This is a genomic window from Bosea sp. 29B, assembly GCF_902506165.1.
Lineage (GTDB): Bacteria > Pseudomonadota > Alphaproteobacteria > Rhizobiales > Beijerinckiaceae > Allobosea.
The window spans coordinates 3959660-3984848 of the sequence record NZ_LR733817.1 but is presented as its reverse complement, the minus strand read 5'-3'; the positions used below and the strand labels follow the sequence as shown (position 1 = coordinate 3984848).

23 protein-coding genes are annotated in these 25189 nt (G+C 67.5%); 8 read left to right on the top strand and 15 right to left on the bottom strand.

The genetic code is table 11. From position 1 onward, the window contains the following. The first annotated feature begins 16 nt into the window (after nt 1-16). The gene (locus GV161_RS19315) at nt 17-1228 is read left to right on the top strand and encodes an FAD-dependent oxidoreductase (protein WP_152017217.1); all 1212 of its coding nucleotides are present in this window, start codon (nt 17-19) and stop codon (nt 1226-1228) included. A 30-nt stretch (nt 1229-1258) separates the two neighbouring features. Here GV161_RS19315 and GV161_RS19310 read toward each other — a convergent pair whose 3' ends face one another. Next, a complete protein-coding gene (locus GV161_RS19310; RefSeq protein ID WP_152017216.1) occupies nt 1259-1666 on the bottom strand; it encodes a DUF4440 domain-containing protein in 408 nt (135 codons plus the stop codon). Nucleotides 1667-1730: 64 nt separating this feature from the next. Here GV161_RS19310 and GV161_RS19305 point away from each other — a divergent pair, with 64 nt between their 5' ends. Next, nucleotides 1731-2327 (top strand): hypothetical protein, encoded by a 597-nt coding sequence (locus GV161_RS19305; protein WP_152017215.1) that lies wholly within the window; start codon nt 1731-1733, stop codon nt 2325-2327. 6 nt (nt 2328-2333) lie between these two features. Here GV161_RS19305 and GV161_RS19300 read toward each other — a convergent pair whose 3' ends face one another. The 3 genes from GV161_RS19300 to GV161_RS19290 all read right to left on the bottom strand — a co-directional run bounded on the left by GV161_RS19300 (nt 2334) and on the right by GV161_RS19290 (nt 3892). Next, nucleotides 2334-2756, bottom strand: a complete 423-nt coding sequence (locus GV161_RS19300; RefSeq protein WP_152017214.1) for a universal stress protein — start codon at nt 2754-2756, stop codon at nt 2334-2336. A 278-nt stretch (nt 2757-3034) separates the two neighbouring features. After that, a complete protein-coding gene (locus GV161_RS19295; RefSeq protein WP_152017537.1) occupies nt 3035-3355 on the bottom strand; it encodes a 2Fe-2S iron-sulfur cluster-binding protein in 321 nt (106 codons plus the stop codon). Between the two features lie 201 nt (nt 3356-3556). Next, nucleotides 3557-3892 carry an Hpt domain-containing protein gene (locus GV161_RS19290; RefSeq protein WP_152017213.1) on the bottom strand — a complete coding sequence of 112 codons (336 nt, stop codon included), beginning with the start codon at nt 3890-3892 and terminating at the stop codon, nt 3557-3559. A gap of 261 nt (nt 3893-4153) precedes the next feature. On the opposite strand from GV161_RS19290, the gene GV161_RS19285 reads away from it, so the two are divergent. After that, nucleotides 4154-10603, top strand: a complete 6450-nt coding sequence (locus tag GV161_RS19285; RefSeq protein ID WP_152017212.1) for a hypothetical protein — start codon at nt 4154-4156, stop codon at nt 10601-10603. Between the two features lie 94 nt (nt 10604-10697). After that, a complete protein-coding gene (locus tag GV161_RS19280; protein ID WP_152017211.1) occupies nt 10698-11075 on the top strand; it encodes a YkvA family protein in 378 nt (125 codons plus the stop codon). A 55-nt stretch (nt 11076-11130) separates the two neighbouring features. On the opposite strand, the gene GV161_RS19275 is transcribed toward GV161_RS19280, so the two are convergent. The 5 genes from GV161_RS19275 to GV161_RS19255 form a co-directional block, all read right to left on the bottom strand. Continuing rightward, nucleotides 11131-11730: an ABC-type transport auxiliary lipoprotein family protein gene (locus tag GV161_RS19275; RefSeq protein WP_244624274.1), complete on the bottom strand. Its 600-nt coding sequence runs from the start codon at nt 11728-11730 to the stop codon at nt 11131-11133. A gap of 6 nt (nt 11731-11736) precedes the next feature. Then, entirely contained in the window at nt 11737-12870 is a 1134-nt protein-coding gene (locus GV161_RS19270; RefSeq protein WP_152017210.1) for an MlaD family protein, read from the bottom strand. A 12-nt stretch (nt 12871-12882) separates the two neighbouring features. Continuing rightward, nucleotides 12883-13596, bottom strand: a complete 714-nt coding sequence (locus GV161_RS19265) for an ATP-binding cassette domain-containing protein (protein ID WP_152017535.1) — start codon at nt 13594-13596, stop codon at nt 12883-12885. 129 nt (nt 13597-13725) lie between these two features. Beyond that, complete coding sequence (locus tag GV161_RS19260; RefSeq protein WP_152017209.1) at nt 13726-14871, bottom strand: MlaE family lipid ABC transporter permease subunit; 1146 nt, start codon at nt 14869-14871, stop codon at nt 13726-13728. 22 nt (nt 14872-14893) lie between these two features. Continuing rightward, the gene (locus GV161_RS19255; RefSeq protein ID WP_159650295.1) at nt 14894-16048 is read right to left on the bottom strand and encodes an MFS transporter; all 1155 of its coding nucleotides are present in this window, start codon (nt 16046-16048) and stop codon (nt 14894-14896) included. A 135-nt stretch (nt 16049-16183) separates the two neighbouring features. On the opposite strand from GV161_RS19255, the gene GV161_RS19250 reads away from it, so the two are divergent. Next, nucleotides 16184-17047, top strand: coding sequence for a hypothetical protein (locus GV161_RS19250; RefSeq protein WP_152017207.1), 864 nt, complete (start codon nt 16184-16186; stop codon nt 17045-17047). A gap of 74 nt (nt 17048-17121) precedes the next feature. Here GV161_RS19250 and GV161_RS19245 read toward each other — a convergent pair whose 3' ends face one another. The 3 genes from GV161_RS19245 to GV161_RS19235 all read right to left on the bottom strand — a co-directional run bounded on the left by GV161_RS19245 (nt 17122) and on the right by GV161_RS19235 (nt 19953). Then, nucleotides 17122-18003: an ABC transporter permease gene (locus GV161_RS19245; protein WP_152017206.1), complete on the bottom strand. Its 882-nt coding sequence runs from the start codon at nt 18001-18003 to the stop codon at nt 17122-17124. Further along, a complete protein-coding gene (locus GV161_RS19240) occupies nt 18000-18815 on the bottom strand; it encodes an ABC transporter ATP-binding protein (RefSeq protein ID WP_244624273.1) in 816 nt (271 codons plus the stop codon). Before GV161_RS19240 ends, GV161_RS19245 begins: the two co-directional genes overlap by 4 nt. Before the next feature lie 109 nt (nt 18816-18924). Then, the gene (locus GV161_RS19235) at nt 18925-19953 is read right to left on the bottom strand and encodes an ABC transporter substrate-binding protein (RefSeq protein ID WP_152017205.1); all 1029 of its coding nucleotides are present in this window, start codon (nt 19951-19953) and stop codon (nt 18925-18927) included. Between the two features lie 285 nt (nt 19954-20238). Here GV161_RS19235 and GV161_RS19230 point away from each other — a divergent pair, with 285 nt between their 5' ends. Further along, a complete protein-coding gene (locus GV161_RS19230; protein ID WP_152017204.1) occupies nt 20239-21039 on the top strand; it encodes a creatininase family protein in 801 nt (266 codons plus the stop codon). 6 nt (nt 21040-21045) lie between these two features. Here the strand turns inward: GV161_RS19230 and soxR are convergent, their stop codons facing one another. After that, nucleotides 21046-21507 carry a redox-sensitive transcriptional activator SoxR gene (gene soxR, locus GV161_RS19225; protein WP_152017203.1) on the bottom strand — a complete coding sequence of 154 codons (462 nt, stop codon included), beginning with the start codon at nt 21505-21507 and terminating at the stop codon, nt 21046-21048. A gap of 76 nt (nt 21508-21583) precedes the next feature. Here soxR and GV161_RS19220 point away from each other — a divergent pair, with 76 nt between their 5' ends. Further along, complete coding sequence (locus GV161_RS19220) at nt 21584-22138, top strand: NAD(P)H-dependent oxidoreductase (RefSeq protein ID WP_152017202.1); 555 nt, start codon at nt 21584-21586, stop codon at nt 22136-22138. A 227-nt stretch (nt 22139-22365) separates the two neighbouring features. Next, nucleotides 22366-23130, top strand: a complete 765-nt coding sequence (locus tag GV161_RS19215; RefSeq protein WP_152017201.1) for an MBL fold metallo-hydrolase — start codon at nt 22366-22368, stop codon at nt 23128-23130. A gap of 7 nt (nt 23131-23137) precedes the next feature. On the opposite strand, the gene GV161_RS19210 is transcribed toward GV161_RS19215, so the two are convergent. Together GV161_RS19210 and GV161_RS19205 are read right to left on the bottom strand one after the other, a co-directional pair. Then, entirely contained in the window at nt 23138-23533 is a 396-nt protein-coding gene (locus GV161_RS19210) for a hypothetical protein (RefSeq protein ID WP_152017200.1), read from the bottom strand. Nucleotides 23534-23623: 90 nt separating this feature from the next. Next, the gene (locus GV161_RS19205; protein WP_152017199.1) at nt 23624-25153 is read right to left on the bottom strand and encodes a malonyl-CoA synthase; all 1530 of its coding nucleotides are present in this window, start codon (nt 25151-25153) and stop codon (nt 23624-23626) included. Nucleotides 25154-25189 lie beyond the last annotated feature (36 nt).

The following is a 25189-nucleotide window of genomic DNA, read 5'->3' as shown; positions in this document are numbered from 1 at the left end:
GCGAGGGAGCCAGCACATGTCACATGTCACGCGACCGATGGATGCCGTGGTCATCGGTGGAGGAATTGCGGGGTGCACGCTCGCTTACGAGCTCGCGCGGCGAGGCGTGAAGACGGTCGTGATCGAGCAGAGCATGATCGCCGCCGAGTCCTCGGGCCGAAACACGGGAACCCTGCTGAGCGGCCCGGAAAGGCCAGTGGTCGAACTGCTCGACGCCTGTGCCGGGATCTACGCCGAGCTTGCCGACGGGCCGGTGCCGTTCGAATTCGGCCGCATCGGCCATCTGCTCATCTCCGAGGACGAGGCCAGCTTCGAGCAGGCTGCGGCCGCCGCGGAGCGCTACCGAGCGGCCGGCGTGGCGATGGAGAAGCTGTCGGGTGCTGAGCTGGCGAGGGACTATCCGCGGATCGGCTTCAGGGTGGCGGGAGCCTATTCCGTCGACCGCGCCTGGACATTGGAACCGATGGGTGCGACGCATGCCTTCGCCCATGCCGCCCGCGAGGCCGGCGCCACGATCCGGACCGGCCTGCGCGTCGCCCAGATCCATTCGCGCGGGGGGAAGGTCCAGGGTGTCCTCACTGACCAGGGCATCATTCCCGCCGATCTCGTCTTCATCGCCAACGGCTTGTGGATGTCGGACCTGTTGCGGCGGACCGTGGGCGATGGGCCGCTTCCCGGCCTACCCTTCATCGCCGGGCGCGGCTGGCTGATCCAGCTCGGCAAGCTCGACTTCGCCTTGCCCTGGATCGTCGAGGAGCTGACCTGGCCGGGCCAGGAGGAGCTCGGCCGGAGAATGGATCTCGGCGGCCTCGCGGATGTCGCCGACCAGCGCGACGACCGGCCGATGGTCGAAGCCATCTGCCTGAATCCCATGCAAGGCGGCGATGCCCGCCTCGGCGCTTCGCTCCAACCCGCCTTCCGCGACCTCCTGCGCAACACCGACATGGCGAGCCGGATCGCCCAGCGGACGCTGCGCATGCTGCCCGGCCTCGGAACACCGCCGGTCAGGAACGTCTACCCGGGGAACCGGCCGATGCTCCCGGACGGCCTGCCGGTCGCGGGCAGGACCGCGGTCGAAGGCCTGTTCATCCATGGCGGGTTGGGGTCGATCGGCATGCATGCCGCGCCGGCAACGGCGCGCTGGCTGGTCGAGGCGGTTCTGTCGGGCGACGGCAATCCCGAGCAGGCATGGCTTCGGCCGGGCCGCTTCCCCGGCTGGGGACATTAGCACTCCGGTTATGAGCTGACGCGGCAGACTCTACGACACATCGGCGGCGGGCGTGCCTTGGTGGAACACCATCTGCCAACGCCCCTCGCGCCACATCCAGATCGAACTCCGAAGCGATCGGGCTACTTTGCCCAACTCGCGTCGGGTCGAGCGGTAGGTCAGCAGGACCACGCCATCGGCCAGCTGATTGATGCGGAAATGCGTGGCAGTTCGTTCCGCCCGCTCGGAACCGTCGGCTTTGCCAGCCAGCGCTTCGACGGTCTGCAGCTTGTCATAGATGAGGCCAGAACGGCCGAACTCGACGAAATCGTCGGCCAGTAAATTGGCGACCTCGCCGGGCGCGGATCGCACTTGCAGCATCAGGAGCCGCTCTTCGAGGCCCCTCAGCACCGTCAGCAGTGCTTCATCATCAACCTTCGGTGGGCTTCGATCAGCCATGTCATCTCCAAAGGCTCCAGCGAGAGCCAAGACAAGAGCGCAAGCAGACGCTAGAGCCTGCATCATGGACAATCCCGACGATACAACCCTGCCCTTCTGGCGCCAGCGGCCACGGCCGATCGGCTTCGAGATCGCCTATCGGCTCAAGGGCGACACGCTGGAGATCGATTCGACCCGCAAGGTCGATCAGGTCAGGCTCTCGGCCGTCGAGCAGGTGCGCTTCATCTATGCGCCCAGCAATGTCTCGTCGAAGGGCTTCCGAACCCAGCTGCGGCTGAGCGATGGCCGGACGATCAGCTTCGGCAACCTTTCCTGGCGCTCGCTCACCGACATCGACCGCGACGATGCGCGCTATCATACCTTCGTCGCGGCGCTGTCCGCTGCGATCGTGCGTGCCAATCCCAAGGCGCGCTTCCTCGCCGGCAAGCCCTATCTGCTCTGGCTGGCACTGGTGATCGCCGGCGGCGGCGCCACGCTCATGCTGACCTTCTTCAGCCTGCGCGCCTTCCAACAGGGCGCGACCGCCGCCGCAGGGCTCGGGCTCGTGCTCGCCGCGGCCTCGTTCTGGCAGGTATGGCCGATGATCAGGCTCAACCGGCCAAGGGACCTCGCGAGCGGCGAAATCCCGGACGATCTCGTCCCGGGCCGCCTCGCGGCCTGACGTTTGCTACCTGACCACCAGCACCGAGCACTTCGCCCGGCGCACGATGGTCGAGGCGTTCGAGCCGATCACATAGGCGAGCATGCCGGGCTCGTGCGAGCCGATGACGATCAGGTCGGCACCGCTGGCATCGGCCTCGGCCAGGACCTCGCCATGGACCGAGCCGACCAGGACCTTGGCCGAGACGCGTTCGGCCGGCAGGTTCACCTTGGCGGCGATCTCGGCGAGCTTGGCTTCGGATTCGGATTGCTGGCCGGCGTCGAAATCCGCCGGCACGAATTCCATGTAGGTGATCGGCACCAGCGAGCGGACATAGATCAGCCTGATCGAGCCTTCGGACTGGGTGGCGAACCCCTCGGCCGCGGTGATGGCAGGACCTGCCAGCTCGGCCTCGGCGAGATCGACCGGGACCAGAATCGATTTGTACATCGCATCCTCCTCCGGCGTGGCCCGCCCGGCCGCATGGTCGAACGATCGGAACCGACGCCTACACACTATGTCGGAGCACATTCCCCTATGGGAAGAGCGTCGCGTCGTCGCGATGGGCTCCGGCGTCCGACAGCGCGATCATGGCCAGTGCGAACGCGGCCGTCCTTGCGGTCGATCAATCAGGAGGGACATGCCTGCAGGAAGGGGATGATGCCGCGTCGTCATTCCGAGCCCATCGCTGCGCGATGTCCCGGAAAGACGACGTGCCTCCGGAAAACTCAGCCCTGGCGTGCCGGTGTGCGCACCACCAGACCGTCGAGGTCATCCCGCACCCTGATCTGGCAGGACAGGCGCGAGTTCGGGCGGACGTCGAAGGCGAAGTCGAGCATGTCCTCCTCCATCGGCTCGGCGTGCCCGGCTTTCTCGGCCCAGGCCTCGTCGACATAGACATGGCAGGTGGCGCAGGCGCAGGCGCCGCCGCACTCGGCCTCGATGCCCGGCACGCCGTTGCGCACCGCGACCTCCATTACGGTCGACCCTGTCTCGCCCTCGACCGTGCGGCTGGTGCCCTGGGCGTCGATGTAAGTGATCTTCGGCATCGTGAACTCCGGCCGCCTGGCGACGGCTGCGCGGCTGGCGCGGTCGGGAGGAACCGGCCGGGCTTCCTGGCGGGCCTCGGGCAGGTTCGCGAGAGGGACATCGTCCGCGAGCAGGGAAGCCACGGACATCGCATCTCTAGAAGATTTCGAAAGCGCGCGAAACGGCGATCTCCGCCGTGCCGCCCCTGCCGTCCTGCGGCGTCAGGCCGCGCAGTCGAGCCGGGAGATCACGGCGCGCGCCTCAGCGGCAGCGAGCGCCAGCGCGTCCAGCGCATCCTCGCGCGGCGCGGCGCCGGCCTCTGTCAGCTGCTGCTCGATCCGGTCGGCGGCCTCGGCCACCTGCCAGGCGCCGATGGCGCGGGCGGCTCCCTTCAAGGTGTGGGCGGCATCGCGGCCGACGCTCGCGTCGCCGGCATGGATGGCGCGCAGCTGGCGGGCACATTGCTGGGCGAACAGCGTCAGCAGCTCGCGCTCCAGCTCGGCATCGCCGCCGCTCTGGCGGGCGAGATGCACGAGGTCGATGGCAGTCTGGGACATGGGGAACTCGGTTTTCTCTCGCGCTGCGGAACTCGCGCAGCCTTCTGACCCCTGATGAAGCGCCGTTATGGTGAATGAGGCGTTAACGACGTTTGTGAATCAGAAGGTCAAACGGGTTTCAATCCCTGCTTGCCTCAACTACCCTTCAAGACAGTAAACGATGGGCGTCGTGTCGCTTGTAGGATCCGGCTGGAGGCTGCCGGTTCCCGCTCTGCGGCGGACAGTGACACCCGTCGCAAGTAGCGTAGCGAGGCGGCATTCATGACCCGGCAGAACAAGCTCCAGGATCCGACCGAAGCGGCAATGTCGGCGATCGAGGAGGCGCTGAGGCTCGATCCGTCGAAGACTGAGGGTCAGGCTCCGGCCGAACCGAGGCTGCCCTCGACGGGCGAGAACGAGCTCAAGATCGAGCTGCCTCGTGTCGAAAGCGCTCCGGCCAGCGCCGAGCCCGTATCAGAACCGCTTCCCGCCCCCTCCCGCCCGGCCATCGCGCCGGACACCAGCCGCGTCGCCAATGACGACCGCCGGGATTCGTCGTCACTCGTCCAGGCCTTCGCCGCCCGGCCTTCCGGCCGACCCTATTGGCTTGCCGCCCTCACCACCCTGATCTGGGCCGGCGCGGTCGGCTTCACGCTGGTCAGCCGCTACGGCTCCTTCACGGAGGGCCTGCCGGCTGGCATGGCCGCCTGGGGTCCGGGCCAATGGGCGCTGCTGGCGCTCGGCGCCGGCACGCCGGTGGTGTTCTTCTTCGTGCTGGCGGCGCTCTATCGCCGGACCCAGGAGATGCGGCTGGTCTCGCGCGCCATGACCGAGGTCGCGCTGCGCCTGGCCGAGCCTGAAGTCGTCGCGACGGATTCCGTCCTGTCGCTGAGCCAGACCATCCGCCGCGAGGTCGCCGCCATGGGCGACGGCATCGAGCGCGCGGTTGCCCGCGCCGGCGAGCTCGAGACCATCGTGCGCGGCGAGATCGCGACGCTGGAACGCGCCTATGCCGACAACGAGATCCGGCTGCGTTCCCTTATCGACGAGCTGGTGACCCAGCGCGAGTCGGTCGTCGGCAATGCCGAGCGGGTGAAGTTCGCGATCTCAGGCGCGCATGAGAGCATCACCAAGGACCTGGAGACCGCCAGCCGCTCGATCTCCGAGGCTGTTGCCGAGGCGGGCGAGCGCGTCACCTCGCGCCTGACCGACAAGGGCGACCAGATCACGCTGGCGCTGGGCCATGCCGGCGAGCGCATGGTCGACGAGATCAGCGGCCGCGGCAACGACCTGGTCGAGCGCCTGCAGTCCACGTCGCACGACGTCAGCGAGCGCATGACGAGCGCCAGCCAGTCCGTCACCGCCGTGCTCGACAACCGCGCCCAGGAGATCGCCGGTTCGCTGGAGCGCACCGGCGCCGTCCTCACCGAGGGCCTGACCGCCGGCGCCCGTGATGTCACCCGCGCCATCAGCGAGACCGGCGCGCAGGTCGTCGAGTCGCTGGCGAGCCGCGCCGAGACCGTCAACGAGACGCTGCGCTCGACCGGCGACACGCTCGCCGAGGAGATCACCCAGCGCGGCGCCACCGTCGCCGAGCGCTTCGAGCAGAGTGGGCGCACGCTGGTCGACCTGTTCGACACGCAGAGCAGCAGCCTGACCCAGCGCCTGACCGAGACCGGCGAGAGCCTGCGTACGTCGATCAGCAGCGAGGGCGAGAGCGTCACCACGCGCCTGGCCGAAGTCGGCCGCGGCGTGCACATGCTGCTCGGCAAGCAGAACGAGCTCGTCGTCAGCCGCATCCAGGAGGCCGGTGACACCGTCCACGGCCTGCTCGCCAGCCAGGGCGAGACGCTGGTCGGGAAGCTCGAAGGCACCGTCCAGACTGTCGACAGCCTGCTGCGCGAGAAGACCGACTCGATCACCCTGCGCTTCGACGAAGCCGGCAAGGGTCTGCACAACCTGATCGGCGAGCGCGGCGAGGAACTGACCGCGCGCATCTCCGCCGTCGGCGCGACCGTGCATAGCCTGTTCTCGGAGGAGGCGAGCAGCCTCGTCACCCGCCTCTCCGACCTCGGTCACGAGGTCCGCAGCACGATTGGCGAGCAGGGCGACCATCTGGTCGGCCGTCTGTCCGAGACCGGCCAGCGCCTGCAGGAGGCGATCAGCGAGCGCGGCGACGGGCTGGTGCTGCGCATGGCCGAGATCGGCCAGGGCGTCGAGCATGCGATCGGCGAGCGCGCCGACAGCATCGTCAACCGCGTGGCCGATGCCGGCCGCAGCGTCGAGGCCATGATCGGCGAGCGCGGCGACGGCCTCGTCTCCCGGCTATCCGAGACCACCTATGAGATCGAGCAGACGCTGGGCGGCCGCGCCGACGGCATCGTCGCGCGCATTACCGATGCCAGCCGCGGTATCGAGAGCGTGATCGGCGAGCGTGGCGACGGCCTTGTCGCCAAGCTGTCCGAGACCACCGAGGAGATCCACCGGACGCTCGGCGACCGCGCCGAGGGTATCGTCGCCCGCGTTGCCCATGCCGGCCGCGACGTCGAATCGGCAATCGGCGAGCGTGGCGACGGACTGATCGCCCGTCTGTCCGAGGTCGCGCGCGAGGTCCATGCCACGATCGGCGAGCGTGGCGACAGCCTCGTCGCCCGCCTGTCGGATGTCGGCACCGAGGTCCACACCGCGATCGGCAGCCAGCGCGAGACGCTGGTGACCCAGCTCTCCGATGCCGGCGCCAGCGTGCGCAACATTCTCATCACCGAGGGCGAGGCGCTCAGCGGCCGCGTCATCGCGACCGGCCACGACATGCAGGAGCTGCTCTCCGGCCAGAGCCAGGCGCTCGTCACCCGCGTCGCCGATGTCGGCCGCTCGGTGCACGGCCTGCTGGCGGAGCGCGGCAATGCCCTGATCGATCGGCTGGCCGAGGCCAGCGGCACCGCCCATCGCCAGCTCGACGAGACCGGCGAAGCGCTCGCCGCCAAGATCCTCGCCGCCAGCGAGACGGCGAAATCGGTCATCGACGACCAGCACAGCGGCTTCATCGCCCGCCTCGGCCAGGCCGGGGACGAGGTCGGAGCCCTGCTCGGCACCCAGCGCGATGCGATCATCGCCGGCCTCACTGCCACCGGCCGTGAGGTCCATGGCCTCATCGGCGAGCAGAGCCAGAGCCTGGCCGGCCGTCTCGACGAGGCGACCAAGGCCCTCGCCGACGCGATCAATGTCGACGGGCGCGAGATCGCCGACCGCGTCAGCGACGCGGCGACGGCCCTGCGCAGCACCTTCACGACCGAGGCCGAGCGCGCCAGCAGCCTGCTCGCCGCGACCGGCAAGGACGTGGTCATCGCCCTCACCCAGCAGGGCGGCCGGGTCAACCAGGCGCTCGCCGCCAATGCCGAGTCGCTGCTGCGCTCGGTCGATGCCCGCTCGCAGGCGCTCAACGAGTCGCTCGCCGGCAAGCACGATGCGCTGAACCGTCTCTTCGACGTCCAGGGCCGCGAGATCGAGGCGACGATCGGCGCTCGCCTCGGCGCCTTCGAGGAAATCATCGTCACCCGCGGCGGCACGCTGGCCGCCAAGCTCGGCCACGACGCCCGCTCCTTCACCGATTCGGTGACGCTGCGCCTCGGCCAGGTCGAGAAGCTGCTCGGCGAGGAAGGCCAGGCACTGGCCGAGCGGATCGGCGAACGCTCGCAGCACGCCGCCGAGACCATGATGGCGCGCACGCAGGAAGCGGCGGCCGCCATGGAGACGCAGATCAAGACCTTCGAGGACCGTTCCAGCGCCAAGAGCGCAGAGATCGCGACCTCGCTCGACGGGCTCATCGCCCGCATCGACGGCAATCTCGGTTCGCGCGCCAGCGCGCTCAACGAGGCGTTGGTCGAGCGCACGGTCGACATCGCCCGTGTCATGGCCGAGGGCGGGCGCGAGGTCACCCGTGCCCTCACCGCCAAGGCCGACGAGATCGGCGAGATCGTCACCTCGAAGAGCGAGGCGCTGACGCAGACGCTCGCCGAGAAGGCCGACAGCATCAATGCGACGCTGGGCGGGCGCGCCTTGCAGATCGCCGACACGCTCGACCAGAGCGTGGCGCGGTTCGAGGAACGCGTCGTCAACCGGCTCGACACGGTCTCCGGTACGCTCGACGCGCGCGGCAGCCAGATCGCGCAGACCCTGCAGGGCACCGCAGATTCGATCGCCGGCTCGCTCGGCGACCGCACCGAGGAACTGCGCGCCCTGTTCGACGGCAAGGGCACCAGCCTGATCACCCTGCTCGACGAGCGCGGCAACCATATCGTCCAGACGCTGCAAGGCACCGCGGATGCGGTCACCGGCTCGCTCAGTGCCCGCACCGACGAGCTCCGCGCCCTGTTCGAGGGCAAGGGCACCGGCCTGATCACCCTGCTCGATCAGCAGGGCAATCAGATCGTCCAGACCCTGGAAGGCGCTGCGGCGTCGGTCGCCGGCTCGTTCAGTGCGCGTACCGACGAGCTGCGTGCCCTGTTCGACGACAAGGGCACCGGGCTGGTCACCCTGCTCGACCAGCACGGCAACCAGATCGCGCAGACGCTGCAGGAGAAGTCGGACGGCATCTCGGCAGCGCTCTCCGACCGTTCGAACGAGCTGCGCGCCGTGTTCGACGAGCGCGGTGGTGGCATCCTCAACGCGCTCGGCCATCGCGGCAGCCAGATCGCCCAGATCCTGCAGGAGCGCTCGGAGGGCATCGCCACCGCCCTCTCCGGCCGCACCGAGGAGTTGCGCGCCTTGTTCGACGAGCGTGGCGGCGACATGCTGAACACGCTCGACCAGCACAGCCGCAACCTGGCCCGGACCCTGACGGAGCAGTCGGACGGGATGAGCTCGGCGCTGACCACGCGCACCGAGGAACTCCGCGCCCTGTTCGACGAGCGCGGCAACGGCGTGGTCGATGCGATCGGCCGCAAGGGCGTGACGCTCGCCAACCAGTTCGCCAACCTCGGCGAGGCCCTGGTCAACAACATCGAGAACCGCGGCAACAGCATGGTCGCCGGCCTGCACGAGCGCAGCACCGAGATCAGCCAGGCGCTCGAGCTTGCTTCGGGCGCACTGCGCGAGACGATCGAGACCGGCACGAACCACTCGGTCGAAGCGCTGCTCAAGACCAACGAGCAGCTACGCAGCGAGCTCGGCAGCATGCTCGGCCGCCTCGGCGAGGCCAACAAGCTGATGCAGCAGATCGTCACCGGCGCGAACAAGAATCTCGCGGCGGTCGAAGGCAGCCTGTCGGGCCGCGTCGAGGAGCTGCAGAACGTGCTCTCGACGGTGGTGCAGGAGACCAACCGGACCTCCGAGCAGGTCGCGAACCAGATCGCGACGCTGAAGGGCTATTCGGAGGGAACGCTGCGCGACACCGCAGCGCTGATCTCCCGGATCGACGCGCAGGGCTCGTCGATGACCGAGACCTCGCAGACCAATGCTGCGGCGCTCAACGCCGTCGCGCAGCGGTTGGAGCAGGTCGAGGCCCGCGTCGGCAATGTCCTGGCCGACCGCAAGGAGGCGCTGGAGCACCTGCACGGGCTGATCTCGACGCGCACCGACGACATCGAGCAGATCACTCGCTCCTTCTCGTCGGCGCTCGACGATTCGCTCAGCAACGCCGAGACGCGCACCCGCCAGCTCAGCACCGTGCTCGGCGACGCGGCCGAGTCGACCAGCAGCGCCATCGCCCAGCAATTCGACTCGATCCGCGCCGCCAGCGGCCGCGAGCGCGAGGCGACGGCACTGGCGCTGCGCGCGGCCTATGAGGAGGTGGTGAACGAGGTCTCCGGCGAGTTTGCCAAGGTCACCGAGCGCTTCCAGAGCGCCGCCGAGGACATGCGGACCATGTCGGCGGAGATCCATCGCGAACTCGAGACGACCCGCACGGAGCTCAAGAAGGGCGTGCTCGATCTGCCGCGCGAGACGCAGGAATCGACCGCCGCCATGCGCCGCGTCGTCGCCGACCAGATCAAGGCGCTCAATGAGCTGACCGAGATCGTCTCGCGCTCGGGCCGCAGCAGCGATGTCGCGCGCCCGCAGGGCGAGCGGCGGCCGACGACGAGCTATCAGCAGCCGGTCCCGGTCGTCAGCGCCGCGTCCTCGGTCGCGGTGCAGAGCGCCCCGGTGCTGACCGAGCCGCTGCGTGCCTCGATCGACCCGACGCCGGAGCCGGCCCGGGCCGAGATGCAGGCGGCGCCCGTGCGCCCGGCCCCTGCCCCCGAGCCGGTGCGGCCCGAGGTTCAGCGTGCCGAGCCGGCTCGCCGCGCTGCCGTCGAGCAGCCTGCCCCCGCCAAGTCGGGCTGGCTCTCGGATCTGCTCAGCCGCGCCTCGCGCGACGACCGGGCGCCGGAAGCCGCCAAGCCGACGGCTCACAGCATCGAGAAGCTCGATTCGCTCTCGGTCGACATCGCCCGGATGATCGACCATGACGCGGCCGTCGAGCTCTGGGAGCGCTACAAGCGCGGCGAGCGCAACGTCTTCACCCGCCGGCTCTACACATTGCAGGGCCAGCAGACCTTCGACGAGATCCGGCGCAAATACCGCCGCGACACCGAGTTCAAGGAGACGGTCGACCGCTATATCGAGGAGTTCGAGCGCCTGCTCGGCGAAGCCGCCAAGGACGATCGCGACTCGATGGTGGCGAAGACCTACCTGACCTCGGAAACCGGCAAGGTCTACACCATGCTGGCCCATGCCAGCGGGCGGTTCGAGTAAGAGCTGCGGCTGTCGGCACCATCGAGGCCGCCCTCTCCGAGGGCGGCCTTTTTCATTAGCGCCCCGACGGATCGGCAGAACCGGCGAGACGACGATGTCGAAGTGGATCGAGCGCGCGAAGCAATCGGCGCGCCTTATCAAGCGGGATGTCTTGGCGCTGTGGATCGCGGCGCGGGATCGACGCACTCCCGTGCTGGCCAAGCTGATCGCCGGGGCCGTCGCGGCCTATGCGCTCTCGCCCATCGATCTGATCCCGGACTTCATCCCTGTCCTCGGCTATCTCGATGACCTCGTCATCGTCCCGCTCGGCATCCTGCTGGCCGTGCGGCTGATTCCACCGCCGTTGATGCAGGAATTTCGCGATCAGGCGTCAGCCAGGGAGCGCCCGGTCAGCCAGATCGGGCAGATCGCGATCATCAGCCTGTGGCTTCTGGCCCTGGTGCTCGTCGCGTGGTTGCTCTGGGGGCGGTAAATCACCCCTCCGCCAGCGCAGACATACAAGAAGGACAGTATCCCGGCGAACGCCGTCAGCGTGCCCAGCGGGCGATCTGGATCAGCACCTGCGACAGGGCCTGGTCGAGAGCCTGTGCCGCCCCTGCCCCGTCGGCGCCTCCCGGCACGCGAGCCGAGAACAGCTTGGCGCGCTGGACCTTGCCGGTGCGGTCGCCGATCAGCTTGGCGGTGATCTCGACCACGGCCTGGCCGCTGGCGGCGTCGATGTTGAAGGCGCGGATATCGGTGTTGAGCTGGAAATCGGGCACGATCCGCTCGCCCGGCCGGCCGACGGCAGCGATGCGGCTGCCGTTCTCGAAGGTCTGGATCAGGCGGGTCTGCACCAGATTGGGCACCCGGTCGGCCCATTGCGCCCCGCCGAGGAAAGAGAGAGCGCCGCTCGAATCCTTGACGATCAGCCGGTCGGAATCGAGTGCCTGCACCGCCGTCGGCTGGGCGACGATAAGCACCCCGCCCCCCCCGCCAATGCGGCCGAAATCGCGCGGTGCCGAGAGGTCATAGGTGGTCGGCGCGGACCCGCCGCCGCAACTGGCCAGCAGCAACGAACCTGCCGCCGCAAAAGACAGGGCGCGCAGACGACCACGAAGCGGCGAGGGCAGAATCGGCATGGTCATAACGGGCTAGCGCGATCCGCTGTATTGGGGAAGCGGCGGACGGCCGCCGAAGATGAACTGCTGGGGATTGCGCTCGACATTGCGCAGAACGCGGTTGAGATCCCCGAGCGTGCGCTTGCCGTCGGAGGCGAGCGTCTCGAGGTCGCGCAGGCCAGGGCCGGTGAAACGGCTGATGCCGGTGGTGATCTCGGCGGTGCGCCTGTCGAGATTGTCGGCCAGCACCCGAATCGACTTCGCGGCGCTGGCGACCTCGGCGAAGGCGCCCTGCCCGTCCTGCGTGTTCAGGAAGGCCTGCGCCGCCTTGAGCACACCCTCGACCTGGTCGGCGGCGCGGTTGAGCTTGTCGGTGATCGAGGCGACGTCCTTGACCGCCTTCGAGACGTCGCCGCTCGAGCCGCCCAGCGCCCCGGTGAACTTGTCGACATTGTCGATGATGCCGGTGATCTTGGCGCGATCGACCGAGCGGACCACTCCGGTCAACTCCTCGCTCAGCGTGCCGAGTTTCTGCGACAGCGGCGCGATCGTATCGGCGATCTGGCCGAAGCTCGACATCAGCTTGTCGATGCTGCCGGAATTGTCGCCAAGCGCCTGCGAGAACTTCTCGACATTGCGGACGGTGTTGGTGATCGAGCCGGCGTTGGTCTTGATCAGCCCGTCGAGATTGCCGAGCACCTCGTCGGCCTTCTTGGCGACGTTGCGGACGGATTCGATGATGTCCTGCAATTCGGAGCGCTCGGCGATGATGGTCGGCATCGGCTCGCCTGGCCTCGCCTGCAGCACGGCGGCATCTGGCTCGCCGCCGATCAATTGCAGGGCGACGACCCCGGCAAGTCCCTGCGCCTCGATGCGGGCGCGGGTGTCGACCCGCAGCGGCGTCGTGTTGTCGACCTCGATCACACCGAAAATGCGGCGCGGATCGTCGGGCTGCAGGCCGATCTGCTTGACCTCGCCGACGCGCAGGCCGTTGAAAAGCACGCTGGAGCCACGTCCCAGGCCAGTGACCGTCCCGGTAAAGATGACCCTGACGTCCTGCTTGCGGCCGCCGCCGCCACTGCCGAACCAATAGGCGAAGCCGAACATCGCCGCGATCACGGCGAGGGTGAAGAGACCGACCAGGGCGTAATTCGCACGGGATTCCATCGCGGGCGTCCGTCACGTCCTCGTTTGATCGGGCATGCGGGCGCGGGCGCGCTCGCCGCCGAAATACGCCTTGAGCCAGGGATGATCGGAAGCCAGCATGGTGGCGAGCGGACCGACCGCGATGACACGCTTGTCCGCCAAGGCGGCTATCCTGTCGCAGGCTACATATAGACTGTCGAGATCATGGGTTACCATGAACACGGTCAGGCCCAAAGTCTGCTTGAGCGTCATGATCAGCTCGTCGAACTCGGCGGCACCGATCGGGTCGAGACCGGAGGTCGGCTCGTCCAGGAAGACGATCTCGGGATCGAGCGCCAGCGCCCGGGCCAGCGCCGCACGCTTGATCATGCCGCCGGACAGTTCGGAGGGCGTCTTGTCGGCCGCATCGGGTTTCAATCCCACCATCTCGATCTTGAGCATGGCGAGCTCTTCCAGCAGACCCGGCGAGAGCTGGAGATATTCGCGCATCGGCACCTGGATGTTCTGCTTGACGGTCAGCGCCGAGAACAGCGCGCCTTGCTGGAACATCACGCCGAAACGACGTTCGAGCCTGCGCCTGCCGCGCGGATCGAGCTTGTCGACGTTCTCGCCGAAGACTTCGATGGTGCCGCGCTGCTTGCGCACCAGGCCCAGAATGGTGCGGGTCAGCACCGACTTGCCCTGGCCGGAGCCGCCGACGAAGCCGAGAATCTCGCCGCGCATCACGTCGAGATCCAGGCCGTCCATGATCACCTTGTCACCGAAGGCGACCTTGAGATCGCGAACGCGAATCACTGCCTCGGGCTCCTGCCCGGCTGCTGCGCCCGGTCCAACCGGGCCGGTCTGAGAGGGTCTGTCGAGCACGCTCAGCTCCCCTCACATCCTGATCGAGGCGAAGAACATCGCGAACAGCCCGTCGACCACGATCACCATGAAGATCGCCTTCACCACCGAGGCCGTTACCTGATGGCCGAGTGATTCGGCCGAACCCTTGACCGCCAGCCCCTCGATCGAGGCGATCAGGCCGATCACGAACGCCATGAAGGGGGCCTTGATGAGGCCGACCGCGAAATGCTGCCAGGTGATCACCGATTTCAGGCGGTCGAGATAGGTGTCGAGGCCGATGCCGCCGTAGAGCCAGCTCACCAGACCGGCGCCGACGAGGCCGGACATGGCCGAGATGAAGGTCAGGATCGGCAGCGAGATGATCAGCGCCAGGATGCGCGGCACCACCAGCACCTCGATCGGATCAAGTCCCATCACTCTGAGCGCATCGATCTCCTCGCGCATCTTCATCGAGCCGATCTCGGCGGTGAAGGCGGAGCCGGAGCGGCCCGCGACCATGATCGAGGTCAGCAGCACCGAGAGCTCGCGCAGGACGAGAATGCCGGTCAGGTTCACGACGAAGGCGGTGGCGCCGAAGCGCTGAAGCTGGAAGATGCCCTGCTGCGCGACGATGCAGCCGACCAGGAACGAGATCAGGATGATGATCGGCGCGCCGTTGAAGGCGATCAGCTCGACCTGGTTGACCAGCGAGGGCCCGCGGAAGCGCCGCGGCCCGAACAGGGCGCCGACGCAGCCCGCCATCACCTCGCCGAGGAAGACGGCGCCGCCGGCAAGGTCGCGGCCGAAGCGGGCGACCGCCTGACCGATGTCGACGAGGACGGTGACGAGCCCGATCGGACGAACCGGCGGCTCGTAGTCGGTGACATTGCGCTCGACCTCGCGCAGGAGCACCGCATGCTCCGGACGGCGGCTCACCAGCTCGATGGCGACGCCCTTCGCCTCGCCTGCCTGCTTCACCTGGTCGAGCAGATAGGCGCCGAGCGTGTCGAGGCGCTCGATCGCCGACAGGTCGAGGCGCGCCTGGCGGACGCCGCCGACGCGCTCTGACAATTCGCTGGCCAGGGCTTCCAGGCGCGGCGCGCGCCCAACGCTCCAGCGGCCGGCCAGAGACACGACAAGGACGCCGCCATCGTCGCGATAGACCGCCTGCGGCTCAACGTCGTCGACGACAGCCATGACGGCTCGCCCGCTCCCACGCTTAGATTCGGCCCCCGAGACCTGTATTGCCGCGGGACCTGAGGATGGCAAGGGCCGCCAAGGCCAGCCCGAGCAGCGCAACCGGCACCATGGCGAGGAACACGCCCGGCCCGAACAAGCGATAGAGATAGCCGGACAGCACGGTGGCGAGCCCCATCACCAGCGCACTCACCGCGACGAGGCGCCCCTGCGCTGCTGCGCGGCGCGCCTCTGGGGACAGCGCCGACAGCGCCGCGAGCGTGCCGAGATGCATGCAGCCGAAGGTGATGCCGTGCAGCAGCTGCAGGAAGGCGGTGACGGCAAGGCCGGGATCGACGCTCATCGCCGCAAACCGCAGCGCGGCTGCGACCGCCGCGATCGCGATCCAGCGCAGGCCGGTGAGACCGCTTGCCGCAATACTGCCCCCGATGAGGAAGACGGCGATTTCGGCGAGGACGGCAACCGCCCAGAGCCAGCCGACCGCCTCGCCGCTGAAGCCGATGCTGCGCCAATGCAGCGAGCTGAAAGCATAGACCGCCGCATGCGTGGCGTTGACGCAAGCCGCCGCCCCGACCGCGAGCCAGAACGGCAGCCCGAAGCCAGCCGCAGACGCCCCTCGCGGAACGGCTGCCGACAGTCCCCCTGGCGGCGACGGCGCCTGCAGCGCGGCAAGCGCAGCGAGCGAACTACTGCCGGCGAGGACGAAGGGGATCAGCCAGGCGCCGTGCTGCGCGATCAGGTAGCCGCCGGCGAGATTGGAGAGCACGAAGGTCACCGAGCCCCAGAGCCTGACGCGGCCATAATCCTTCAGCGCCCCGGCCTTCACCTGCGCGGTGGTCAGGACGTCGGCAAGCGGCACCACACCCGACAAGGCGATGGCGCTGAGCGCCGTCAGGACGGCGATCGGCAGGAATTCCACCTGCTGCGCCAGGGCAAAGTAAACCAACGCTGCCAACGCGTTGAGCAGCGCCAGAAGAATGTTCGGGCGCAGGCGATCACCGAGCCCCGTCACCGACGATGCCACGAAGACGCGCACCAGGATCGGGATCGCCAGCACATAGCCGATGTCGACATCGCCCAGCCCCTTGGAGGCGAGCCAAACTGGAAAGAATGGCAGATAGAAGCCCACGCCGAGGAAGTTCAGCGCGTGCATGAGCGAGAGGCGCAGAGCCAACACGCGCGAGAATCCGGTCCGGAGCGGCGGTGACATGCCTTTGGCAGCGATTTCTTAAAGAATCAGCAGCAATTTTGCCGATGGGCATCTTCGGTCGGCGAAACACGATTCGGCCAGCCCATGGAGTGCAGCCTGGCCATGAGCGACGCGCGTTCGCTATCTCCGCTGAGCGCGGCCGACTATGACGCGATTGCCGCCGCCGTGATGGAAACGGCACGCGGCCGCTGGTTCCTGTCTGAATATGCCAGGCGCAACCGGCAGACCGACACCGAGATGGTGCTGTCGGCGATCGCGCGCCTCGAACGGCTCTGCACGGTGCCGGTTGCGCTGCCGGATCTGGGGCCGGAATTCTCGGAAACTGCCCGCACCATCGCCGAGTTGCGCGACGATCTCGACCGCGGCGGCGCCTCGGCCCGCCTGTCGGCCCGCATCCAGGAGACCACCGCCGGCATCATCGAGGCGGCCGAATCCATCCAGGAGATCGCCTGGACCTTGCGCGAGGGCGGCGCGGAGCCTGAGCTATGCGATCGGCTCGACCGGCGCGCGACCGAGATCTATGGCGCGACCACGGTGATCGAGGCCGGCGCCAACCAGATCGAGAAGGTCTCCGACACCGTCGCCATGCTCGATGCGAGCTTGCGGGCCGCAGCCGACGTCGCAGCCGAGGAATCGCATCCGGCCGTGACCGCCGCGCCTGCGCAACCGGCCATGATCGACCCGACGACCGATCTTGGTGACATCGATGTGGTCGATGCCGGAACGAAGCAGCGTGTGCCCCTGAACGAAACCGGCCTGCACCAGCAGACGCAGCCCTATCGCCGGCGCAGCAGCACCCAGGTGGCCGAGGACGATATCGCCTTCGCCGATGTCGGTGCACCGGCAGAGTCGATCGTGCTGCCGGAAACGGCCAGCTCGGCGCGGCTCGAGCTCAGCTATTCGGAGGCCGACCTGCGGGCGATAGCCTCGCTGCCAGTCGAGGACCGACTGCATTTCTTCGGCTGAGACTTTCGATCTGTCGCACTGTCTTCAGGCGAACCGGTATCCAGTTCGCTTGAAAACGCTTCGCGACGCCCGGCTCAGTTCTCGCGCTTCAGCGCGCTCTCGTGCCAGCGCCGCAGCAGGAGATGCGAGATCAGGCTGGTCGCCAGGAAGATCGCGATGCCCGAGAGCGAGATCATCAGCAGCGCCGCGAAGACACGCGGGATCTTGAGCTGATAGCCTGCCTCGAGGATTCGATAGGCCAGCCCCGATTCCGAGCCGCCCGTCCCGGCCACGAACTCGGCGACGACGGCGCCGATCAGCGCGAGCCCGCCCGAGATCTTGAGGCCCGCGAGGAAGTACGGCAGCGCCGCCGGCAGCTTGAGATAGCGCAGCGTCTGCCAGCGTGTCGCGCCATGCAGCTGGAAGAAGTTGATCAGGTTGTGGTCCGCCGAGTTCAGCCCGAGGATCGTGTTCGACAGGATCGGGAAGAAGGCGACGATCCAGGCGCAGATCAGCAACGACAGGTTGATGTCGCCGGCCCAGATGATGATCAGCGGCGCGATCGCGACGATCGGCGTCACCTGCAGGATCACCGCATAGGGCAACAGCGCCATCTCCAGCCATTTCGACTGGGTAAACAGCACCGCGAGCGCAACGCCGACGATCACGGCTGCCGCCAGCGCCATGAAGGTGATGCGCAAGGTGACCCACAGCGAGGTCGAAAGCGTGCCCCAGTCGGCGATCAGGGTCTGGCCGACCAGGAGCGGCCCGGGCAGCACATAGGACGGCACCTCGTTCCAGCGCACGGCGAATTCCCAGAGCCCGAGCACCAGGATGCCCACCGCGATCGGCGCGAGGATGCGCGGCCAGAAGCTGACCGGCAGGCCGAGGATGGTCGGCTCAGCGAGCGCGAGCGGGCGGGCTTCCGCATCGGTGCCATCGTGCGGCACGGCGGTCGCGGGGGAAGACGAGCTCATGCGCCGATCGCCTCCTTGAGCTTGCCGGAGGCGAGCCGGCAGAGATGAGCGTATTCGGCCGAGGTCCGGAACAATTCGTCACGCGGATAGGGCGCGGAGACGTCGAGATCGGCCATGACGCGGCCGGGTCGCGCCGCCATCACCACGATGCGCTGCGAGAGATAGACGGACTCGAACACCGAATGGGTGACGAAGACGGCGGTGAAGCGCTCGCGCCACCACAGGTTCAGAAGGTCGTCGTTGAGGCGGTGGCGGGTGATCTCATCGAGCGCGGCGAAGGGCTCGTCCATCAGCAAGATCTTCGGCCGCATCACCAGCGCACGGGCGATCGAGACCCGCATCTTCATGCCGCCGGAGAGCTCACGTGGGTAGGACTTCTCGAAGCCCTTGAGGCCGACCAAGGCCAGCATCTCAGCCGCGCGCTCCTCGGCTTCGCGCCGCGGCACATGCTTCAGAACCAATGGCAGCATGACGTTGGCGAGCGCATTGGCCCAGGGCATCAGCGTCGGGTCCTGGAAGACGAAGCCGAGGTCGCGCTCGGCCTTGCCTTCACTGCCTTGGCCGGTGCCGGGCCAGGTGATCGTGCCGGTGGACGGACTGCCCAACCCGGCGATCATGCGCAGCAAGGTCGACTTGCCGCAGCCGGAGGGGCCGAGCAGGCTGATGAACTCGCCGGTGCCGAGATCGAGATCGACGTCGCGCACGGCGATGGTGCCGTTGGCGAACTGCTTGGAGACCCGCCGGATCAAAACGAGGGGAGCCCCGCTCGCCGCGCCCGCTGCCGGATGTGTGCTCAGATAGGCTGTGTCCAAAGGCCTGATGATCCGTTGTGTGCAGGGCCGTCATTCTCGGGCGGAGCGCAGCGCAGACCCGAGAATCTCCGGCAAGAGATGCTCGGGGCAAGCCCGAGCATGACGCTTATCAGGGCTTGCCGACGCCCTTGTTGATGAACTCCAGGCTGTAGGCCTTCTTCACGTCGACGCCCGCGGGGATGACGCCGGCCTCGGTCATCGTCTTGGCGAAGCTCGCCCAGCGCGCATCCGTCATGGCGCCAATGCCGAGTGTCTTCGCATCGCCCGAGGTGACGATGCCGTTCTCGTTCATCACCTTGAGCGCGTAGTCGATCTTCTCCTGATCCATGTCGGGATTGTCCTTCAGGATCCGGGCATTGGCGGCGGCGATGTTTGGGCCGCCCTTCATGTATTCAGCCCAGCCTTCGGCGGTCGCGTCGACGAAGCGCTGCACGACCTCCTTCTTCTCCTGCACCATCTTGCGGGAGATCGTGATGGTGGTGTTGTAGTTCTCGAAGCCGGCATCGGCGAGGAGATGGACGACCGGCTCGACGCCGGCCTTGCGGATGACGAAAGGCTCGGAGGACAGGAAGCCCTGCTGGGTCAGCTTCTTGTCGGCCAGGAACGGCGCCATATTGAAGGTGTAGGGCCGGATCTGCTCGTCGCGGAAGCCGAATTTCAGCTTCAGGAAGGGCCAGAAGCCGACACGGGCCTGGGCCGCGATCAGGATCGGCTTGTCCTTGAGGGCGGCGAGCGAGTCGTTGCCCTGGCCGGGATGCGAGATCAGGACCTGCGGGTCCTTCTGGAAGATCGAGGCGATGCAGAGGAAGGGCAGGTTCTCCTGCGCGAAGCTCAGCGCCTCCAGCGAATTGCCCATGATCATGTCGACGCGGCCGCCGAGCAGGAGCTGGGTCGGGTTCTGCTGCGGGCCGCCGGGGCGGATGTCGACGTCGAGGCCGTACTTCTTGTAGATGCCGTTGGCGGCGGCGAGATAGAAGCCGCCATGCTCGGTCTGGGCGCGCCAGTTGGTCTGGTAGCTGACCTTGTCGAGGGTCTGCGCGTTGACGCGCGCACCCGGCACCGGGATCAGCACCGAGGCGGCCGAGCCACCGAGCAGGCCGAGCGCAGCGCGCCGGTCGAGGCGATATTTCATCGTCATGGCCGAACCCCCTCCATCATGGCGCGAACCTGTCGCCGGACCGCGCAACCCTTGTATCCAGCAGGCAGCTTGTATGCCACGGCCTGTGGGCCGCTGGAAATGCGTCGTGGCCGGCTTTCGCACAGACAGGCTTTGCCGGCGAGGCTCCAGCCCGCATGGCATGCGCGTGCCATCGGCCCTTCCCTCGTCATCTCCGGCCACTATGCTGGGCAGTCCTGTCGCCGTGAGGCAGCAGGTGCGAATCGCGGGACCGGCCCGCAGCTTGACCGACGAGACCTCGAGACCATGACCGCACGCTTCTGGGGCGACCTGAAGACCACCGAGTTTGCCGGCCTCTCGCCCGAGGCGACTATCGCCGTGCTGCCGCTCGCCGCGATCGAGCAGCACGGCCCGCACCTGCCTGTGTCGGTCGACACCACCGTGATGAACGCGATGCTGGCATTGGCAATGCCGCAGGTCCCGGCCGGGCTCGACGTGCTGGTGCTGCCGACCCAGGCGATCTGCAAGTCGAACGAGCACCTGCACTCGCCGGGCACGCTGACCATCTCCTGGGAGAGCGCGATCCGCAGCTGGATCGAGATCGGCGAGAGCGTGAGGCGCGCCGGCCTGCGCAAGCTCGTGCTCGTCACCTCCCATGGCGGCAATGTCGACCCGATGAAGGTGGTGGCGCGCGAGCTGCGCGTCAGCCAGGGGATGTTCGCGGTCTCGACCTCCTGGAGCAATTTCGGCCTGCCGCCCGAGCTCTATGGCGAGATGGACGCCAGGCACGGCATCCATGCCGGTGACATCGAGACCTCGCTGATGCTGCATTTCCGGCCCGACCTCGTCGACATGAGCGAGGCCGGCCGTTTCGTGCCGCGCACGGTCGAGATGGCAGATGAGGGTTATAAATGGCTGCGGCCGACCGGTGCGCATCCCTTCGCCTGGATGGCGCAGGACGTTCACCCCTCGGGCGCGGCCGGCGATGCCAGCCTCGCAACGGCCGAGAAAGGCAAGGCGACGGCCGAGTTGCAGGCCAAGGGCTTCGTCGAGCTGCTGGCGGATGTGGCCCGGTTTCCGCTGGCAACGCTGCACAAGGCCGATTGACACGCGTCAATCCGGATCGAGCAGCCTCGGCCCCGCGCCCTGCTTGCCGAGCTCGTCCCAAGGGTTGTGCAGCGGGCAGCTCTTCACCGAGAGGCAGCCGCAGCCGATGCAGTCGGTGAGGTGGTCGCGCAGGCGCGTCAGCCGGTCGATACGATGCTCCAGCTCCTCCTTCCAGGCAGCGGAGAGCCGGCTCCAGTCATCGGCCGTCGGCGTCCGCTCCTGCGGCAGCGCCTTGAAGGCCTCGCGGATGGTCTTCAGCGGAATGCCGGTGCGCTGCGCCACCTTGATGATGGCGACGCGGCGCAGAACCTCGCGCGGATAGCGGCGCTGGTTGCCGGCGTTGCGGCGGCTGCGGATCAGCCCCTCGGCCTCGTAGAAATGCAGCGCAGAGACGGCGATGCCGCTGCGGCTGGCGACCTGGCCGACGCTGAGATCGTCGGCGAAGGGATTGCGGGCCGGGTGCTTCATGGCGCTTGACCTTAACCTTAGTTGAGGTCTTATAGAGTTCGCTCCGCTGCACCGCCAGCCCTCCGGAGCCCTTCCCATGCATCGCCCGCTCATCCCCCAGATCAAAGTCGCCGTGATCTATGGCAGCACGCGCCAGGGCCGCCTCTGCACCAAGGTCGCCGGCTGGACGATCGCGCAGATCGAGGGCGACGGCCCCTTCTCGGTCGAGAGCGTCGACCCCGGCGTCCATGATCTCGCCGAACAGGCAGAGCGGCTCGGCCGTGCCGACGCCTTCATCGTGGTCACGCCCGAATACAATCGCAGCTTCCCCGCCCCGCTGAAGGCGCTGATCGACGGAACCGGCGCACAATGGCGCGGCAAGCCGGTCGCCTTCGTCTCCTATGGCGGGGTCTCGGGCGGCCTGCGCGCCGTCGAGCAACTGCGCCTCGTCTTCGCCGAACTGCACGCCGCGACGATCCGCGACGGCGTCTGCTTCGCCAATGCCTGGGACCAGTTCGACGAGACGGGCCGGCTGCGCGACGCCGATCGCGCCGAGCGGGCGATGGCGACCATGCTCGGGCAATTGCACTGGTGGGCAACCGCGCTCAGGACGGCGCGAAACACCGTGCCCTACGGCCAGTTTGCAGCCTGAGCGGCATCGGGCTCGACACGATACCGATAGCTTGCGCGCAGGAATCTTCTCATGTCAGCAGCTTGTCGGAGACAAATTCAATGTCCCGATGGCTGCGAGTGAAAAATTTCCCTGAAACCTCAGTATCCTAACGCCGCGATGCAGTTTGCTTCACAAATTGGAACTGGTCGTGGCGGCTGCATACGGGAAGGATCGGGCAAACCGATCCCTCCTTCTGCGGAGCCGCCATGCAGCTCAAACTCCTGCGCAACGCCCTGCTCAAGCTGAGCTATGCCGGCAAGACCTTGCTGATCGATCCCGATTTCGGCGAGAAGCTCAGCCGCCGCTCGATCGCCGGCAAGTCCCAGAACCCGATGGTGGACCTGCCCGAGCCGATCGAGGACATCCTCGCCGGCGTCGACCATGTCATCGTCTCGCATCTGCATGCCGACCATTTCGACGAGGTCGCCAAGGCGCGGATCCCGAAGGACATCCCGCTGATCTGCCAGCCCGGCAACGAGGACGCGATCCGAGCAGCCGGCTTCAGCAATGTCGAGCCGCTCGAATGCTTCATCCGGATCGGGCCGATCGTCGTCAAGTCGCAGCCGGCCCAGCATGGCACCGGGCCGGTCGTCGAGGTGATGGGCCAGGTGATGGGCTTGACGCTGGAAGCGCCGGGCGAACCTTCCGTCTACTGGTGCGGCGACAGCGTGCTCTATCCGCCGTTGCAGGAGGCTGTTGCCAAGGCCGAGCCCGACGTGATCGTCACCCATTCCTGTGGAGCGCTCTGGGACGGCACACTGATCGTCATGGATGCGCAACAGACGCTGGACCTCGCCGAGCAGGCGCCGCAGGCGGTGATCGTCGCGACCCATATGGAAGCGCTCGACCATGCCAGCGTCAGCCGGCTGGCGTTGCGCGAAGCGGCCGAAGCCCGCGGCATCGGCCGCGACCGGCTGCTGATCCCGGCCGATGGCGAGACGATCGAACTGAAGGCGCCGGTGCACGCCTGAGCGGCGCCTATCTGACCCGCTTGGCGTCGACGCCGAAGGAGCGAAAGGTATTGCGGTCGACGACGATCACCGTCGTCGACGAGCTGGAATTGCCGAACTCGCTCTTGCTGGACATTTCCAGCACGCACTCACCGGCGCCGGAGCCTGGCTTGGCCGTCCATTGCCCCGAAGTGACCTGCTCCTCCCACTTCCCTTCCTGATTGACGAAGCGGCGCACCGCCCGGAAGGAGCCGTCGGCATTGTAGACGTCGCGATTGTCGACCTTGACCTTCGCCAGACCCATATCGACGTCACCCTTGGTGACCCATCGCCCGGTCAGCGTCCCCCGGCAATCGGTGGCGGCCGAGGCGATCCCGGCCGAGCCGAGAAGGGCTGCAAGTAGCGGCAGGAGGAAACGGCGCATGACGGTCTCCGGAGGGCGGTGCAGGTATCTCTGCACCGATCCTTGCTCCGGAAGCACCTGACCGCGCGTCCTCCATTCGAAGGAGCGGGTCTATTCCCCAGCCTTGAGCTGCTTGGCGTAGATGTCCTTGTACTGCTCGCGCAGCAGGTTCTTCTGGACCTTGCCCATGGTGTTGCGCGGCAGGTCGGCGACGACGAAGACCTGCTTGGGCTGCTTGAACTTGGCGAGGCGTTGCTCCAGCGCCCTGGCGATGCCGGCGGCGCTGACCTCGGCGCCGGGCTTGGCCACCACGACGGCCGTGACCCCCTCGCCGAAATCGGGATGCGGACAGCCGATCACGGCGCTTTCGATCACGCCGGGCATCTCGTCGATCTCGGCCTCGACCTCCTTGGGATAGACGTTGTAGCCGCCGGTGATGATCAGGTCCTTGCCGCGCCCGACGATGTGAACGTAGCCGGCCGGGTCGATCTTGCCGAGATCGCCGGTGATGAAGAAGCCGTCGGCCCTGAACTCAGCCTTGGTCTTCTCGGGATTGCGCCAATAGCCCTTGAAGACGTTCGGGCCCTTGACCTCGATCATGCCGATCTCGTCGCGGACGAGCTCCTTGCCGTTCTCCGGATCCGTGACGCGGGCCGAGACGCCCGGCAGCGGGAAGCCGACCGTGCCGGCTACCCGGTCCCCGTCATAGGGGTTCGAGGTGTTCATATTGGTCTCGGTCATGCCGTAGCGCTCGAGGATGGCGTGGCCGGTGCGCTCACGCCATTCGCGATGCGTCTCGGCCAGCAGCGGCGCCGAGCCGGAGACGAAGAGGCGCATATGCTTCACCGCCTCCTTCGACAGGCGCTGGTCCTGCAAGAGCCGGACATAGAAGGTCGGCACGCCCATCATGCTGGTCGCCCTGGGCAGGTATTTGAAGACCTGCTCGGGATCGAATTTCGGCAGCAGGATCATCGAGGCGCCGGCGAGGAGGATCGTGTTGGTCGCGACGAAGAGGCCGTGGGTGTGGAAGATCGGCAGCGCGTGCAGCAGCACGTCATCCTTGGTGAAGCGCCAGTAGTCGACCAGCGACAAGGCGTTCGAGGCGAGGTTGTCGTGGCTGAGCATGGCGCCCTTGGAGCGCCCCGTCGTGCCGGAGGTGTAGAGGATGGCGGCGAGATCATCGGCCCCGCGCGCGACATCCGCGAACACGGCCGCAGCCGCATTAGCCTTGTCGAGCAGGCTGCCGGCACCGACGCCGAGAGTCTCCAGCTTCGCGCCGGCCTTCTCCGCGAAGGGCTTCAGCGCCTCGGCCTTGGCGGGGTCGCAGACAAAGACGGCCGGCTCGGCATCGCCGAGGAAATACTCGATCTCGGCCGGGGTATAGGCGGTGTTGAGCGGCAGGAAGATCGCGCCGGCGCGGACGGTGCCGAGATAGAGCATCAAGGCTTCCAGGCTCTTCTCGACCTGGACGGCGACGCGATCGCCCGGCTTGACGCCGAGGCCCACCAGCGCATTGGCGAAGCGGGCAGAGCGCGCGACCATGTCGGCGTAGGTATAGGTCCGGCCGTCATCGAGGAACGCGAAGGGCGCAGTCGGCGCCGGCATGCGGGCCTTGATCAGGTCGAACAGATGATTGCCCATGATTTCGGGTCCTTTCAGGCGTTTCCGTTGTCTTTG